The sequence below is a fragment of the Bradyrhizobium guangzhouense genome (assembly GCF_004114955.1).
GTDB lineage: Bacteria > Pseudomonadota > Alphaproteobacteria > Rhizobiales > Xanthobacteraceae > Bradyrhizobium > Bradyrhizobium guangzhouense.
In genome coordinates, this window is sequence record NZ_CP030053.1 from 1,106,409 (window position 1) to 1,120,943 (window position 14,535).

The window sequence follows — 14,535 nt, forward strand, 5'->3', positions numbered from 1 at the left end:
CGATGTCATCGCGAACCTATCACGTCCCGCAGGGCGGCCTGCCGCCGCAGACGGATCTCCTCAGCGGCCGCGCCGTCTTCACGACCGCCTACGCCGTGATTCCGAACAGCGTGCAACGCGATATCGTCGTCAGCCACCTGCCGCACTGGGACAACACGCGCGTCTGGGTGCTGGCGCGGCCGCTCTCGGGCTTCGCCGAGACGTTCTCCCATTACCTGATGGACATCGGGCCGAATGGAGGTAGCGAAATCCCCGAGCCCGACAAGGACGCCGAAGGTGCGCTGTTCGTCGCGGGCGGACAGGTCACGCTCAAGCTCGCAGGCAAGGACAGAGAGCTGAAGGCCGGCGGCTTCGCCTATGTGCCGCCCGGTTGCGGCTGGAGCCTGCGCAATCGCGGCCCGAGCCCGGCCCAGCTGCACTGGATCCGCAAGCTGTACCAGCGCGTGCCCGGTTTGGCCGCCCCAGAGCCGATCGTGACCAGTGAGGATTCGATCGCGCCGGTCGCGATGCCCGATACCGACGGGCGGTGGGCCACCACGCGCTTCATCGATCCCTCGGACATGCGTCATGACATGCACATCAACATCGTCACGTTCGAGCCGGGGGCGACGATCCCCTTCACCGAGACGCACGTGATGGAGCACGGGCTGTACGTGCTCGAAGGCAAGGCGGTTTACCGTCTCAATCGCGATTGGGTGGAAGTGGAGGCCGGCGACTATATGTGGCTGCGCGCGTTCTGCCCGCAGGCCTGCTACGCAGGCGGTCCCGGCCGGTTCCGCTATCTCCTGTACAAGGACGTCAACCGACACATGAATCTGCGGCAGGGCGCGCCGCTGATCTGACGTCGCGTGCCGGCGGCTCTCGCCCGCGCTCATGCAACCCGTTTCTGGCACTCCGCTTGCTCAGTCCTTACCAAAGCGCGGTCTCAGCAGCGAGGCCGTTTCAGGTTGAGGCAAGTGATGCAGGAAGTGTCCCGTTCTGGTGCGGCTGGAGAACTCCAGCTCGATGCGTTGATCGCCGATTTGTGGTGGCGGGTTCGGCTGCTCAACACCGACATTCTGGAGGAAGAGGCCAGGGTCGGGGTGTTCGACGCGCAGCAGCCGGCCTATCCGCCGCTCGCGGCGAACCTTCGCGTGCGGCGCGACAATCTGGTCGCGACGATCGGCATGCTCGAACAGCGCGCGGCATCGGCGCGCGAAGCGGCCTGAGGCACGCGAGGCGCGGCCTGAGGCACGCGAGGCGGCCTGAGAGCCGGCCTCGCTGCCCCCTACCGCCCCGCCTTAGCAAGGTTTGCCAAGCTCGCCGCGAGCTCATCGCTCCGGAACGGCTTTGTCAGCCGCGACAAATCCGGTGTGATGCCCTCGTTGTTGGCGTAGCCTGAGACGACGAGGATCTGGAGCTCGGGGTACTGGTTGCGTAGCGCGAGGCCGAGATCCGTTCCGCTCATGCCCGGCATCAGGTGATCGGTGATCAGCAGGTTCGGCCGCAGGCCGTCCTTGACGCGCTGGAGTGCGTCCTCCGCGGAGCTTGCTTCGACGACCCAGTAGCCAAGCTCGCGCAGCATCTCGGCGGTGCTCATGCGCACCAGCGGTTCGTCATCCACCAGCAGTGCCGTGCCGGTTGGCAACGGTCGTAGATTTGCTCGCGGGACGGCGTCGATCGCGCCCGCGGCCGCGTGGCTGACCGGCAGCCACAGTTCGACCGTCGTGCCTGCCCCCACAGTGCTCTTGATCGTCAGTGCCCCGCCGAGCTGTGAGGCAAGACCATGGACCATCGAGAGCCCGAGACCGGTGCCTTGTCCGATGCCCTTGGTCGAAAAGAACGGCTCGACGGCGTGAGCCAGAGTCTCCTCGTCCATGCCGATGCCGGTATCCGCAACCGAAATGCAGACATAGGTGCCCGGCGCGAGGTCGGACTCATGTGCGCGCTCGATCGTTCGGGCCTTGGCCGAAATGCGCAGCTTGCCGCCACCGGGCATGGCATCGCGGGCATTCACGCTGAGGTTCAGGATCGCCATCTCGATCTGGTTGGGATCGGCCATGGCTTCGGGCATCCCTTCCGGCGTGTCCACCGTCACCTGGATCTGCGGTCCGGTCGTGCTCGAGATCAACTCGCCCATGTCGGCGACGAGCCGGCCGATATCGACCGGAACGGCCTGAAGCGGTTGCCGGCGCGCGAAAGCAAGCAGGCGCTGCACCAGCGTCTTGGCGCGCTCGGCCGCCTGCGCGGCGCCGGCGATCAGGCGATGCTCGCGCTCGCCACCGATGCCCTTGCGCTGGAACATGTCGAGCAGGCCGACGATCGGCGTCAGCAGATTGTTGAAATCATGTGCGACGCCGCCGGTGAGCTGGCCCATCGCTTCCATCTTCTGGGCCTGACGCAGCGCTTCCTCGGCCTGCGCCAGCCGCGCCTGCTCTTCGAGCCGATCCGTCACGTCGATCCCGGTCAGGAACGCGCCGATCCGCGTGCCGTCGGGCGCGCGCAGTGTCTCGAACTTCATCTCGTAGACGCGGCGGTCGAAATTGATATCGCCGAACTCTTCGATATTGGTGAAGGCCTCGCCTGCCAGCGCGCGGCTCCAGATGGCCGTTGCCGCTGCGAGATGCTCGGGCCGGTCGGCCAGGAATTCGTGCAGGGAATCGCCGACCCTCGGCCGCTTGCCGTAAATGCGCTGATAGGCGTCGGCGCAGGACGCGTTGATGGCGAGCCAGCGATAATCGAGATCGAGCGCCTGGATCTGCCCGTCGGTGGTCTCCACGATGGTGGCGAGCAGATGGCGCTCCGCGGTGCGCTCGGCAACGCGCTGCTCGAGCGTCGCGTTCAGCTCCCTGTAACGCGCTTCGCTGGCCCGCAACTGCGTCTCGCCGAGAACGCGCTCGGTCGTCTCGGAGACGATGCAGAGCACGCCGCCGACCGAACCGTCATCGTCAACGACAGCCGAGTAGGACACATCCCAATAACTCGTCTCGCCATAGCCATGGCGCTCGACGTAGAAGGGACGATCCTTTGCCGCGAAGGTCTTTCTCGTCTGGCGCACGCCCGACAGCAGCGGCTCGAGATCGTCCCACAACTCGCCCCAATTCTCGATCGCGGGCCGGCCGAGCGCCCGGGGATGATTGGCGCCGATGCCCGGCGCATAGGCGTCGTTGTAAAGCGCGACGTATTGGGGCCCCCAGAACAGGACGATCTGGGCCTGCGCGGCCAGCAGCATGCTGACCGTCGTCTTCAGGGCCTGGGACCATTGGTTGGGAGGGCCGAGCGGCGAGCCCGACCAGTCGAGGGCGCGCATCATCGCGCCCAGCTCGCCTCCGTCGGAGGGAAAGCCCAGATCAGTCGACTGCCGAACAGTTGTCTCCGACAGCACCGGACCCCCTCGCGACGCGTGACCTGGGCATCCCTGCCCATTCGAGCCCGGATTTCGAGGACTCGCACTCAAGGTCCCACAACGCGCGGGGCAGCCTTCCGGTTCCATGGCAGGTGTTTCGCGCCGCCCTTGTGCTATTGCTGCTGTGCGCAACGACGCGAGGTCTTTCATGCTCCCCATTCCCGCCGACATCTTCACCGAGCCCGAGGACGTCTCGCCCGACAGCCTTGCCAATCTCGGCCCGCTGCGCCGGCTCGCCGGCACCTGGCAGGCCGACAAGGGCATCGACATCAATCCGAAGGCGGACGGACCGGAGCGGCGCACGTTCATCGAGCACATCAGGATGGACCCGATCGATCCGCAGGCCAACGGGCCGCAATTATTCTACGGGCTGCGCTATCACATTCACATCAACACGCCCGAGGAAGACACCACCTTCCACGATCAGGTCGGCTACTGGCTGTGGGAGGCCGCGACCGGGCTGATCATGCAGACGCTGGCGATCCCGCGCGGGCAGGTGCTGCTCGCCTCGGGGCAGGCCAAGCCGGACGACAAGAAAATCTCCGTGATCGCGAAGCGCGGCGACACGACTTACGGGATCTGCTCGACCGAGTTCCTGGAACAGGCCTTCCGCACCGACTCTTATCGCTGCGACATCACCTTCAACGACGACGGCAGCTGGAGCTATCAGATCCAGACCGCGTTGTTCGTCCGCGGCGCTCCGTTCAATCATCACGACAGCAATACGCTTCGGCTGGTCGCGCCGCCCAAACTCAATCCGCTCGCGATGATCGTGAACGATCGCGAGAAGGGCAACAAGCCGGCCTGAGACGCCGACGCGGAGATCTTGCATGAAGCCCTACGTCATCTGCCTGATGCATTCGAGCCTTGATGGCCGCACCCATCCCAGCCGCTGGCGTCCGAAAGGCGCCGGCACCGACTGGTTCGAAAAAATCCACGACCAGCTCGGCGGCGATGCCTGGGTGATCGGCCGCGTCACCGGCTCGGAGTTTGCCAAAGGCAGGCCTTATCCCGAGACGTCGGGAGAGAAATTCCCGCGCGAAAACTGGTTCGCCCGGCGCGATGCCAAGACCTACGGCGTCGTGCTCGACGCGCATGGCAAGATCGGCTGGGGTCGCGCCGATATCGGCGGCGATCCCATCGTCGTGGTGCTGACCGAGAGCGTGCCGGATTCGCATCTGGCGGGGCTGCGCGGTGAGGGCATATCCTACATTTTTGCCGGCAAGACCGAGATCGACCTCGCACTGACGGTCGAGATCCTCAATCGCGAGCTTGGCGTCAAACGCCTGCTTGTCGAGGGCGGCGGTGTTGCCAATGGCGCATTCCTGCGCGCCGGCCTGATCGACGAATTCAATTTGATCCTCAGCCCCGCGATCGACGGCGCCAGGGGCGCGCCCTTCGTGTTCGACTCGACCGAGCAGGATCACGACAAGCGCGCGCCGCTCGCCGCGATGACGCTGGAGAGCATGCGGGATCTCGGTGGCGGCGTCCTGTTGCTGCGCTATCTGATCCAGAACGATTCTGCGCGCCAATAACAGTATGCCTGATAGGTCCGAGCACATCGTCATTGTCGGCGCAGGGGCGGCAGGGCTGATGGCGGCCCGCCAGCTCGCGCGCGCCGGCAGGCGGGTCACGATCCTGGAGGCGCGCGAACGCTGCGGCGGACGCATTCATCCGCTGCCGGCGTCGGAGTTCGGCTATGCCGCCGACGGCGGCGCGGAGTTCGTTCATGGCGAGGCGCCGATCACGCGCGACCTGGCGCGTGAGGCGGGGCTGACAGTGCGCACGATCGGCGGCGCGCAATGGAGCTTTGACGGCACGATATTCTCGCGAGAGAATCCGCGCGAGCCCTATGACGAGCAGCTTCATGCCGCCGTGAAGGATCTGGCGGACGATCTCACCGTTGCCGATTTTCTGCGCCAGCATTTTGCCGGGCCGGAGCACGCGCGGCTGCGGCATGCGGTCGAACGCATGGTCGAGGGCTATGATGCGGCCGATCCCGCGCGCGCCTCGACGCTGGCGCTGCGCGACGAATGGATGAATGACGGACATGCGATGCAGGCGCGCCTCGACGGCGGCTATGGCGGCCTGATCGATTTTCTTCTCGCCGAGTGCCGCAAGTCCGGCGTTGTCATTCACCTCGGCGCTGTCGTCACCGCAATCGAGGACAGCGGGGGCAAGGTCATTGTCCGTTGTGCAGGCGGTGAGCTGCAAGACTGCGATCGCGTGATCCTCACCGTGCCGCTGCCGCTGTTGCGCGAGATCGCGCTGCCCGCGGCCGCACGCGAGACCGCGGCAGCGGCACGCGACATCGGCTTCGGCGGCGTCATCAAGATCCTGCTGCGGTTCACGCGGCCATGGTGGCGCGAGCGGCGCAAAGAGCTTGCCGACATGCTCTTCCTGCTGTCGGACGAGACCATTCCCGTATGGTGGACGCGTCATCCGGATCGGCATCCGGTGCTGACGGGATGGTTCGGCGGTCCGCGAACCGCGGGGTTGGCGCATCTCGATCAGAAAGGGCTGATCGATGCCGGCCTCGCTTCGCTCGCCGCCATTTTCGGCATTCCGCGCGAGGAGATTGCGCAGGATCTCGTGGCGGCGGCAGCGGCGAACTGGGCGAATGATCCCTTTGCCCGCGGCGCCTATTCCTGGGCTACGCCACGGACGCGGGCGGCGCAACAGATCCTGGCGCGCGCCGATGGCTCGATCTTGTTTTCCGGCGAAGCGGTTTATCGTGGTCGCGACATGGGAACGGTCGAGGCTGCGCTGGCGAGCGGCCTGGAAACGGCAGGGGTCATTTTGCGGGGATGAGCAAGAAGGCCCGCATCTCTGCGGGCCTTTCGTCTCACCAGCGGCTGCCGCCGAAGCTGAACGTCACGCCCGGACCGCGGTCGCCATAGTAGCCGTAGGGTCCGCCGCCGTAATAGCCGTGGTGCCGGGGGTAATAGCCATAGCTACGGTAATGCGACCGATAATAGCCGTGATGGTGAGGACGCCAGTGGTGATGGCGATGACCGTGTCTGTGCTGCGAGCTGAGGTCGGTCGATTGGCCAGCTTGCGGCTTGGCCTTTCCGCCGGCCGCCGCGTTGGCTGCCGGCGCGGTGAGCGCAGCAGCGCCGAGAGCCATCGCGACAAAGAGATATTTCATGTCATCACTCCAGTTGAGATATCGAGTGACAACAGATGGGATCTACCCGCGTTCCGGCGAGAGCGAGCGTCGAAACGACGCACGCGATCGACGCGACAATCGGGCTGAGATTTATTGTCGCAACGCTGCGAGCGAGGCGATCACTTCGCCTGCCGTCACGATGCGGGCAAATTCGCGGTTCAGATTCGACAGCGTCATTGTGTGAATGTTCTCGGCCGAATGCGTCTCGCCATCGGGGCCGACGCGGTCGAATGTCCAGGTGGCGTCGCGCACGAGCTGTGCATCGAAGCCGAGATTGCCGGCCATGCGCGTCGTCGTCTCCACGCAATGATTGGTGGTGGCACCGCAGATCACGAGCGTTGCGATGTTACTTGCGCGCAGGCGCGTCTCGAGGTCGGTGCCAATGAAGGCGCTGTTGACGCGCTTGACGATGACAGGCTCGCCGCCCTGCTCGCGCGCCTCGTCCTTGACGGCGTAGCCGGTGCGCTCGGGGCGAAACGTCGAGTTCGGCTTGGTGCCTTCGTGGCGGATATGGAAGATCGGCGCGCCGCTTGCCCGGAACGCGGCGAGCAGGTCAACGATGCGCGCCGCCGCATCCGGATTGTTGCGCCGCTGGCCCGCGGCCTCCCATTCGTCGAATGCGCGCTGGACGTCGACGACGATGAGGGCGGGGAGGGGATGAGGCATGGCGACGGATCTTTCGCACATCGAGTTGAATCGAATATGCGAGATGAGGGGGGAAACGTGCAATGCCGATCTTCCCTCGTTTCGGGACACCTCTCGTGCCCCGGACGCAGCGCAGCGTCTCTTCGACGGTGCGCTGCAGAGCCGGGGCCCATGTTTCAGCGAGGCCCGTTTGCAGGATGGTCCCGGCTCTGCGGAGCAGCGCTGCGCGCTGCACCGCGTCCGGGACATGGGAGTGGCTATCCGGGCTAATGTCTCTCTCATGGATGCGGCTCGCGAGCCTTCACTTCGATTTGAAACACGCCATCTGCTGCACTTGATCCAGCGCAACTTTGCTCACCGCGATCAGATGCAATGTCGCGCCGATCAATCGGACTGCAATCGAGGCAAGGCATGAAGGCGTATTTCATCGGCGGCGGCATCGGATCGCTCGCAGGCGCGGCGTTCCTGATTCGCGACGCGCAATTGTCGGGGCGCGACATCATGATCTACGAGGCGCAGCCGCTGCTCGGCGGCAGCCTCGATGGCGCCCTGCTGGCGAACGGCGCCTATTCGCTGCGCGGCGGCCGCATGCTCACCACCGACCATTATGAATGCACCTGGGACCTGCTGTCGGACATTCCCTCGCTCGAGCGCCCGGGCCACAGCGTGCGCGACGAAACCGTGGCGTTCAACGAGGAGAACCCGGCGCATTCCCGCGCGCGGCTGGTCGACCACAACCGCTTCAAGATCGACGTCTCGCATATGGGCTTCACCGCTCGCGACCGGCTCGAACTGTTGCGCCTCACCGAGACCTCGGAGGAGGCGCTCGGGAGCAGTCGCATCACCGACTGGCTGTCTCCGGGATTCTTCGAATCGAATTTCTGGTACATGTGGCAGACCACCTTTGCGTTCCAGCCCTGGCACAGTGCGGTCGAGCTGAAGCGCTATCTGCATCGCTTCATGAACGAATTCCCGCGCATCGAGACGCTCGCCGGCGTCAAGCGCACGGTCTACAACCAGTATGACGCGATCGTGCGGCCGCTCGAGGACTGGCTGAAGCGGCAGGGCGTGCAATTCGTTCGGGGGACGCGCGTGACCGACATGGCCTTCGAGCAAGCGGGCGAGAAGCTGCGGGTTCGCCAGCTCGTGCTCGACCGGGATGGCCGCACCGCCAATGTCCGTCTCGAGGACGGGGATCTCGTGTTCTTCCAGAACGGCTCGATGACGGACGCTTCCAGCCTCGGCACCATGACCGAGCCCGCGCCGTGCTTGACCAAGGACCACAGCCAGGGCTGGGCGCTCTGGGAGACGATCGCAAAAGGACGTCCCGAGTTCGGCAATCCCCAGGCGTTCAACACCTCGATCCCCGAATCCTATTGGCTGTCCTTCACTGGAACTTGCCGCGATCCGCGCTTCTTCAACCAGATGGAAGCCTTCTCCGGCAACAGGGCCGGCACCGGCGGGCTGGTGACCTTCAAGGATTCCAACTGGCTGATGTCGGTCGTGCTCTACCATCAGCCGCATTTCCTCGGTCAGCCCAAGGACGTCCAGCTGTTCTGGGGCTATGCGCTGCATCCCGATCGCATCGGCAATTTCGTTGCCAAGCCGATGTCGGATTGCTGTGGCGCCGACATCCTGAAAGAGCTCTGCGGTCATCTGAATTTCGACCGTGCCGTATTCGAGGACGCGATCTGCATTCCCTGCCGCATGCCCTACATCACCAGCATGTTCATGCCGCGGCTTGCGACCGATCGGCCGGTGCCGGTGCCAAAGAATTCGGTGAACCTCGCTTTCGTCAGCCAGTTCGTCGAGATTCCCGACGATGTCGTCTTTACCGTCGAGTATTCGGTGCGTGCGGCGCAGATGGCGGTCTATCAATTGATGAAGATCGACCGCCCGATTCCAGCCGTGACCCGGCACGACAAGTCGCTCGCCGTGATCTTCGCGACGCTGGAGAAGGCGTTCTCCTGATCGGGATTACTTGAACGGATCCTGGATCGACGGCGACGACTGCCTGATGCGCCGCACGCTCACCGGCTTGCCGTCGGAGACGAACAGCAGTTCGTATGTCCGGCCCTCGCTGTCGGTCGCAGAGCAGGTGACGTCGTTGACCTTCCTGGCCGCGAAATTGCCGGTCTGGCGGCAGGTGCCGATCGAGGTCTGCGCGACCGGGACCGGCAGGCCGTCGACCTTCGGCCGGTTCTTGGAGTTGAGCAGCATGCGATCGATCGGCAATTCGTAGGAATTGTCGTCGGCCCGCTTGCCGTTCTCGCCGGAGAACGACACGACGTGGTTCTCGTCGCTGGGATCGTCGACGGCAACGGCGAAATTGACCCGGCCCTTGTCATCGTGAGCGAAGGCCACGGTCTTGCAGGCAAAGGGACGGCCGGCGACCTTCAGCGTCTTGCAGTGGCCGGACATCAGCGCCAGCATGTCGACGAGGGAATTTTGCTGGGCTGGCGGATTGTTCACCGGGATCGCGGTGGAAGACTCGGCAAGACAAGGGCTTGCGAGAGAGACGAGAATAGCAGCCAGGACCAGTCGGGGCAGGCGCATCGTCAGGCTCATGTGCCAGGGGGCGACAGACGGGCGAGAGCTCCGCCCACCAACCATCGAATCGCAAATTGGTTGCGATCCGGTTTGCCCGGCCAAATGTTCGATAAAGCCCGTCTGGAATACCACCGCGCCACCCATCGGCGATTCGCCCCCGATCGCCCCAATCCGTTCTGGCGGGCACTTGCCGCCAAGCCGATGTTTTTTTCGTGGCGGGGAGGGGAGCAGGCGTCAGGCGGCTTGCATCATGGTCCGGGCAAAGGCCGGGTAAGTCTCGGCCAGCTCGTCGAAAATCCGCCCCCGCAGCAGCGCCAGCGTGGCAGCATCCGGCCGCTTCGTTTCGCGCACCACCTCGGGCTCCCGGTAGGCAAAGCCGGTGTTCTCCCTGATATCGGCGGGGGTGAAGGGCGGGTGCACGGAGCGAAGGGCGAAGCCGCCCGCCTCGCGGTCGAAATCGAACAGCGCCATGTTGGTCAGGAGCGCGTAGGGGCCGCCTCGGCGGGGTACCTCCGGCGTGATCGCGCGGGCGCTGACAAAATCGACCTTGGGCACGAACACCCGCGGGGAATGCTCCTCGCGAAACAGGATCACGCGGGGGATGAGATGATAGAGATAGGCCGAGCCGAACGAGCCGGGCCAGCGCACATTGCTGGTGGGATAGTCGCCGGTGCCGACCAGGTTGATGTTGCCCTGGCCGTCGATCTGGCCGCCGCCGAGGAAGAAGGCATCGACGCGGCCCTGGGCCGCACAGTCGAACAGCTCGATGCCGCCATTGGTGAAGAAATTGTGCGCCTGCGATCCCAGGATCGAGATGCGCACCGGCGGCTTGCCGTCACGTTCGTTGCGGGCGCGCAGCAGCATGGCGCCGGCCGCGGGGATCGGCGACGACGCGCCGACCGCGACGTGGCTGATACCGTCGAGCAGATCGGCAATGGTGGCGATCAGGATCTCGCGCCGTTCTCGATCGGCCGACATCAGGCGACCTGCTTGCGATGGGTCAGGAACGTCGAGAGGTAAGCGCGAAAGCCGTCCTCACTGCGCGCCATCGCCGCGTAGCGCGCGATCTCGGCCTCGTCGGCGGGGTATTCATCCCACAGCGCCAGCGGCCAGGCGCCGCGCGCGGCGACCGCGATGGTGTCGACATAGAGCGAGGGCAGCACACCGGCCGCGGAGTCTTCGCTGTCGAGCAGATTGCGGTCGACGATGCGCTCCACGGTGACCAGCGTGCGCTTCGACGCATAAGCGAGGTCCGCGAGCTCGCGATGGCGGCCGATGCGGACATTGCCGGCGCGGTCGGCCTCGGGCGCGTGAAACAGCGCGACATCAGGCGAGATCGCGGGCACCACGACGACCTTGCGCGCCTCGCCGACAGGACTGTCGATCACCTGCCAGTCCGGCCGCACGTCGAGCAGGTCGCTGCCGATGATGCCGGCGATCGGCATGAACGGCACGCCTTTCTGCGCGGCAAGCAGGCCGGCATAGATCGCGGGGCAGGTGGAGTCGCGCATCGTGAAGGCGCCGCTCTTGATGCCGGCCGTGAAGCGCGGCGCGCCACCGGCCTCGCCCAGCGACACCGCGCTGGTTTCCAGCGAGGCAACGCAGCCTGCGCCGATCAGGAGATCGGCCTGGAGGCCCGAGATCGGCACGCAGATCAGCTTGAGGTCACGAATGCCGGCCTCGAGCAGCGCTGCGGTCGCCGCCATTGCCACGCCCGAACCGTCGACGGGGATTGCCAGCGACTGCCCGGGTGCAACGCGTGCAGCCAGCACCTCCAGCGCAACGATCTCGGTCATGGCGTCCTCCGGTCTGTTGCCTCTATCCTGCCTCAAGCCATCGCCGCCTGCCAGCGCGTATCGCGCAAGGAGGGGCGGCGGTGGAGGCGGGCATCGAGGAGCTTGCGGGCGCGGGGCAGCTCGCCGCTGCGCATCAGCGCGACGAGGAACGTGTCCTCGATCAGCTCGCGCTGGGCATGGCTGCCGCCGATGCGCACGACGTCGGCGAGCACGGGCGCGAGCTCGCGCACGCACGTGGTGTAGTCTTCATCCGCAAAAGCCGCCAGCGCGCGGCAGATCGCCGGCACCACAGGGCCGGCCGGCAGCTTGCCGTCCGCCAGGCGCTGCTCGATCACGGCAAGGCGCGCGGCCAGCGCCTGCCGATTTTGTGTCGCGGCGGCGAACAACGCCATGTGGACGTCGGCGAAGGGGAGGCTCGATTTCGGGAAGAGCTTTTGCGCGGCGGCATCGGCCTCGGCCCAGAGCGCCTTCGGTACGGTATGGCCGTAGGCCGACAGGCGCCACAGCAGCGAAGCGCCGTCGGTGACGACGTTGAGCGGCGGCGCCTGCGTAGCAGAGGGCTGCAGCACGTCGGCGTAGATTTGCAGAGCGCGCGGCGCATCGCCGCGCTCGAGCGCGCCGAGGGCCTGGTGCCAGAGGATATGGCCGTGCAGGATGCCCGCGCGGTCGTAGGTCGGTATCCACGCCTCGACGAGACGGTCGGCGTCCTCGATCGAGCCGTCCTCGAACATCGCATGCAGCACGGCGTGCGCGGCGTGGGCGTTGGCCCGGCGCAGGTCAAAGCCGCGCTCGGTCACAGCACGGCCGCGCGCGACATCACCATTCTCCGTCATCGCCCAGCCCGCCATGGTGAGGAACCACCAGTCCTCGCCATAATAATGGGCGACGCGCTCGCACAGTTCGTGCCGGGCGCGGTCGTGATCGGCCATGCCGGAAAAGGCGAACAGGCCGAACGCGCCGAGCGGCAGCGACAGCACCACCGCATCGCGCGGCCAGCTCTCGATATGCCCAGACATGGCCGCGATCGCGTCTGGCCCGCGGCCCTCGATCGCGAGCGCCAGCGTCTCGACATGCGAACGCTCGCGCTCAGAGCCGCGGATGGCGACGAGCTCGCGCGCCAAGGCCGCCTTGCTCCGGGCGAGATCGCCCTGCTGGTAGAACGCATGCACGCGGGCGCGCGCGATGTGGGCGAGCGCGAAATCCGGATCGGCCGCAATCGCGCGCTCCAGCGCTTCCGCCGTGCCGGTCCACCCCGCGAGCATGAGATCGACGCCTTCGCGATAGGCCGATGCCGCCTGATCGGAGGCGGTGGAGAGCGGCAGTCCGTAGCGGTCTTCAAGCGGCATCGTCGTCTCCCGCTCTCACGCCGTTCGCGCGCGACGTCCCTCGATCGGATAGGCCGGGTCATTGTAGCCCGGCGTCGACGGATGGCCCGTCACCACCAGCCGGTCGATCAGCGCTTCGTCCTCGGCGGTGAAGCGATAGTCGAGCGCGCTGATGTAGCCGTCCCATTGCTCTTCGGTGCGCGGACCTGCGACGATCGACGAAACGAAGGCGGAATTGAGCACCCAGGCCACCGCGAACTGGCCGGCGGTGATGCCGTTCTTCTCGGCGTGCGTCTTGATCTCCTGCGCCAGTTGCAAGGACTCCGGGCGCCACTCCGTCTGCATCATCCTGGTGTCGTTGCGGCCGGCGCGCGTGTCCTTGTCGGGCGCTGCGTCGGGCTTGTACTTGCCGGTGAGCACGCCGCGGGCGAGCGGGCTATAGGGCACGATGCCGAGACCGTAATAGGAGCAGGCCGGAAAATGCTCGACCTCGGGCATGCGGTTCATGGCGTTGTAATAAGGCTGGCTGACCACGGGACGGTCGATGCCGAGCCGGTCGCAGATGTTGCAGATCTCGGCGACGCGCCAGGCGCGGTAGTTGGAGACGCCGAAATAGCGGATCTTGCCTGAACGGATCAGGTCGCCCATCGCGCGCACCGTCTCCTCCAGCGGAGTCGCATGGTCTTCCTTGTGCAGATAGTAGATGTCGATGTGGTCGGTGCCGAGCCGCTTCAGGCTCTCCTCGGCCGCCTGCAGCACCCAGCGCCGCGACAGGCCGACGCGATTGGGATCGTCGCCCATGGGGTTGGCAAGCTTGGTCGCGAGCACCCAGGCATGCCTGGTGTTGCCGATCGCGCGTCCCACCACCTCCTCGGAGCCGCCTTTCGAATAGGCGTCCGCGGTGTCGATGAAGTTGATGCCGGCGTCATGCGCTTTCGCGATGATGCGTGTTGAGGTCGCCTCGTCCGTCGGCCCGCCGAACATCATGGTGCCCAGGCAGATCGGCGACACTTTCAGGCCGGAGCGGCCGAGTTGGCGGTATTGCATGGGAAGTTTCCTCGAGGCTATTGTTGGGCCACCATAGCTAGCCACATTCGTCATTGCGAGCGCAGCGAAGCAATCCAGAACTGCATCCGCGAAAAGACTCTGGATTGCTTCGCTTTGCTCGCAATGACGCGGAAACAGCGGAGACAGCCCCACCGCCGGCCTACCCCGGCCCCTTCAATATCTTGAACACGCCATTGGCCATCACCACGCAGCGGTCATCCACGGTCACCTCGGTGCTCATGAAGATCAGGCTGCGGGTCGAGCGCACCACGCGGGGGCGGGAGATCAGGATGTCGCCGATCTGGCCGGCTTCGACGAAATGGGTGTCGAGCTGAACCGTTGCCATGTATTCCTTGCCGGAGACGTAACGGGCGGTCATGCCGCAGGTGCGGTCCGCGAAGGTCATCATCACGCCGCCCTGGACCATGCCGCGGCGGTTGTGGTGTTTGTCTTCGGTGGCGAGCGCGAACTCATATCGGCCGTCGACCTTGCGCTCCCACAGGGGGCCGACGAGGTGCATGAAGCCCGTGGTCTCCAGGATGGTCCAACCGTCTGATTTGAGCTTTGCTGCGGCCTTGCTCGTCATCGCTCTGTCCATCCCTGTAACGCTTGATCTCG

The 14,535-nt window shown here is 65.6% G+C and carries 15 protein-coding genes; 6 read left to right on the plus strand and 9 right to left on the minus strand.

All coding sequences use genetic code 11. The features are described from left to right. Positions 1–2: 2 nt before the first annotated feature. The gene (locus XH91_RS05430) at positions 3–842 is read left to right on the plus strand and encodes a bifunctional allantoicase/(S)-ureidoglycine aminohydrolase (protein WP_128949620.1); all 840 of its coding nucleotides are present in this window, start codon (positions 3–5) and stop codon (positions 840–842) included. Positions 843–959: 117 nt separating this feature from the next. Continuing rightward, positions 960–1,208 (plus strand): hypothetical protein, encoded by a 249-nt coding sequence (locus tag XH91_RS05435; protein ID WP_128949621.1) that lies wholly within the window; start codon positions 960–962, stop codon positions 1,206–1,208. A gap of 59 nt (positions 1,209–1,267) precedes the next feature. Here the strand turns inward: XH91_RS05435 and XH91_RS05440 are convergent, their stop codons facing one another. Next, positions 1,268–3,292, minus strand: coding sequence for a hybrid sensor histidine kinase/response regulator (locus XH91_RS05440; protein WP_245477280.1), 2,025 nt, complete (start codon positions 3,290–3,292; stop codon positions 1,268–1,270). Between the two features lie 241 nt (positions 3,293–3,533). Between XH91_RS05440 and XH91_RS05445 the strand changes: the two genes are divergently transcribed. Genes XH91_RS05445 through XH91_RS05455 form a run of 3 tightly spaced genes read left to right on the plus strand, consistent with a single transcriptional unit; the run spans position 3,534 to position 6,196 of the window. Beyond that, positions 3,534–4,193, plus strand: a complete 660-nt coding sequence (locus XH91_RS05445; RefSeq protein WP_128949622.1) for an FABP family protein — start codon at positions 3,534–3,536, stop codon at positions 4,191–4,193. A 22-nt stretch (positions 4,194–4,215) separates the two neighbouring features. Continuing rightward, complete coding sequence (locus tag XH91_RS05450) at positions 4,216–4,920, plus strand: RibD family protein (protein ID WP_128949623.1); 705 nt, start codon at positions 4,216–4,218, stop codon at positions 4,918–4,920. 4 nt (positions 4,921–4,924) lie between these two features. Further along, a complete protein-coding gene (locus XH91_RS05455) occupies positions 4,925–6,196 on the plus strand; it encodes a flavin monoamine oxidase family protein (RefSeq protein ID WP_128949624.1) in 1,272 nt (423 codons plus the stop codon). A gap of 34 nt (positions 6,197–6,230) precedes the next feature. On the opposite strand, the gene XH91_RS05460 is transcribed toward XH91_RS05455, so the two are convergent. Both XH91_RS05460 and XH91_RS05465 read right to left on the minus strand, forming a co-directional pair. Further along, a complete protein-coding gene (locus XH91_RS05460; RefSeq protein ID WP_128949625.1) occupies positions 6,231–6,533 on the minus strand; it encodes a hypothetical protein in 303 nt (100 codons plus the stop codon). 111 nt (positions 6,534–6,644) lie between these two features. Continuing rightward, on the minus strand, positions 6,645–7,220 hold the full coding sequence (locus tag XH91_RS05465; protein ID WP_128949626.1) for a cysteine hydrolase family protein: 576 nt from the start codon (positions 7,218–7,220) through the stop codon (positions 6,645–6,647). A 390-nt stretch (positions 7,221–7,610) separates the two neighbouring features. On the opposite strand from XH91_RS05465, the gene XH91_RS05475 reads away from it, so the two are divergent. Then, positions 7,611–9,170: an oleate hydratase gene (locus tag XH91_RS05475; protein WP_128949627.1), complete on the plus strand. Its 1,560-nt coding sequence runs from the start codon at positions 7,611–7,613 to the stop codon at positions 9,168–9,170. A 6-nt stretch (positions 9,171–9,176) separates the two neighbouring features. Here XH91_RS05475 and XH91_RS05480 read toward each other — a convergent pair whose 3' ends face one another. The 6 genes from XH91_RS05480 to XH91_RS05505 form a co-directional block, all read right to left on the minus strand. Next, complete coding sequence (locus XH91_RS05480; protein WP_128949628.1) at positions 9,177–9,755, minus strand: hypothetical protein; 579 nt, start codon at positions 9,753–9,755, stop codon at positions 9,177–9,179. A 228-nt stretch (positions 9,756–9,983) separates the two neighbouring features. Beyond that, a complete protein-coding gene (locus tag XH91_RS05485) occupies positions 9,984–10,727 on the minus strand; it encodes a CoA-transferase (protein WP_128949629.1) in 744 nt (247 codons plus the stop codon). Then, on the minus strand, positions 10,727–11,545 hold the full coding sequence (locus XH91_RS05490; RefSeq protein WP_128949630.1) for a CoA transferase subunit A: 819 nt from the start codon (positions 11,543–11,545) through the stop codon (positions 10,727–10,729). The genes XH91_RS05485 and XH91_RS05490 overlap by 1 nt, the downstream gene beginning before the upstream one ends. Before the next feature lie 32 nt (positions 11,546–11,577). Continuing rightward, positions 11,578–12,891, minus strand: coding sequence for a tetratricopeptide repeat protein (locus XH91_RS05495; protein ID WP_128949631.1), 1,314 nt, complete (start codon positions 12,889–12,891; stop codon positions 11,578–11,580). A gap of 15 nt (positions 12,892–12,906) precedes the next feature. After that, a complete protein-coding gene (locus tag XH91_RS05500; protein WP_128949632.1) occupies positions 12,907–13,917 on the minus strand; it encodes an aldo/keto reductase in 1,011 nt (336 codons plus the stop codon). 160 nt (positions 13,918–14,077) lie between these two features. Beyond that, the gene (locus XH91_RS05505) at positions 14,078–14,503 is read right to left on the minus strand and encodes a PaaI family thioesterase (protein ID WP_164933631.1); all 426 of its coding nucleotides are present in this window, start codon (positions 14,501–14,503) and stop codon (positions 14,078–14,080) included. Between the last annotated feature and the right edge of the window lie 32 nt (positions 14,504–14,535).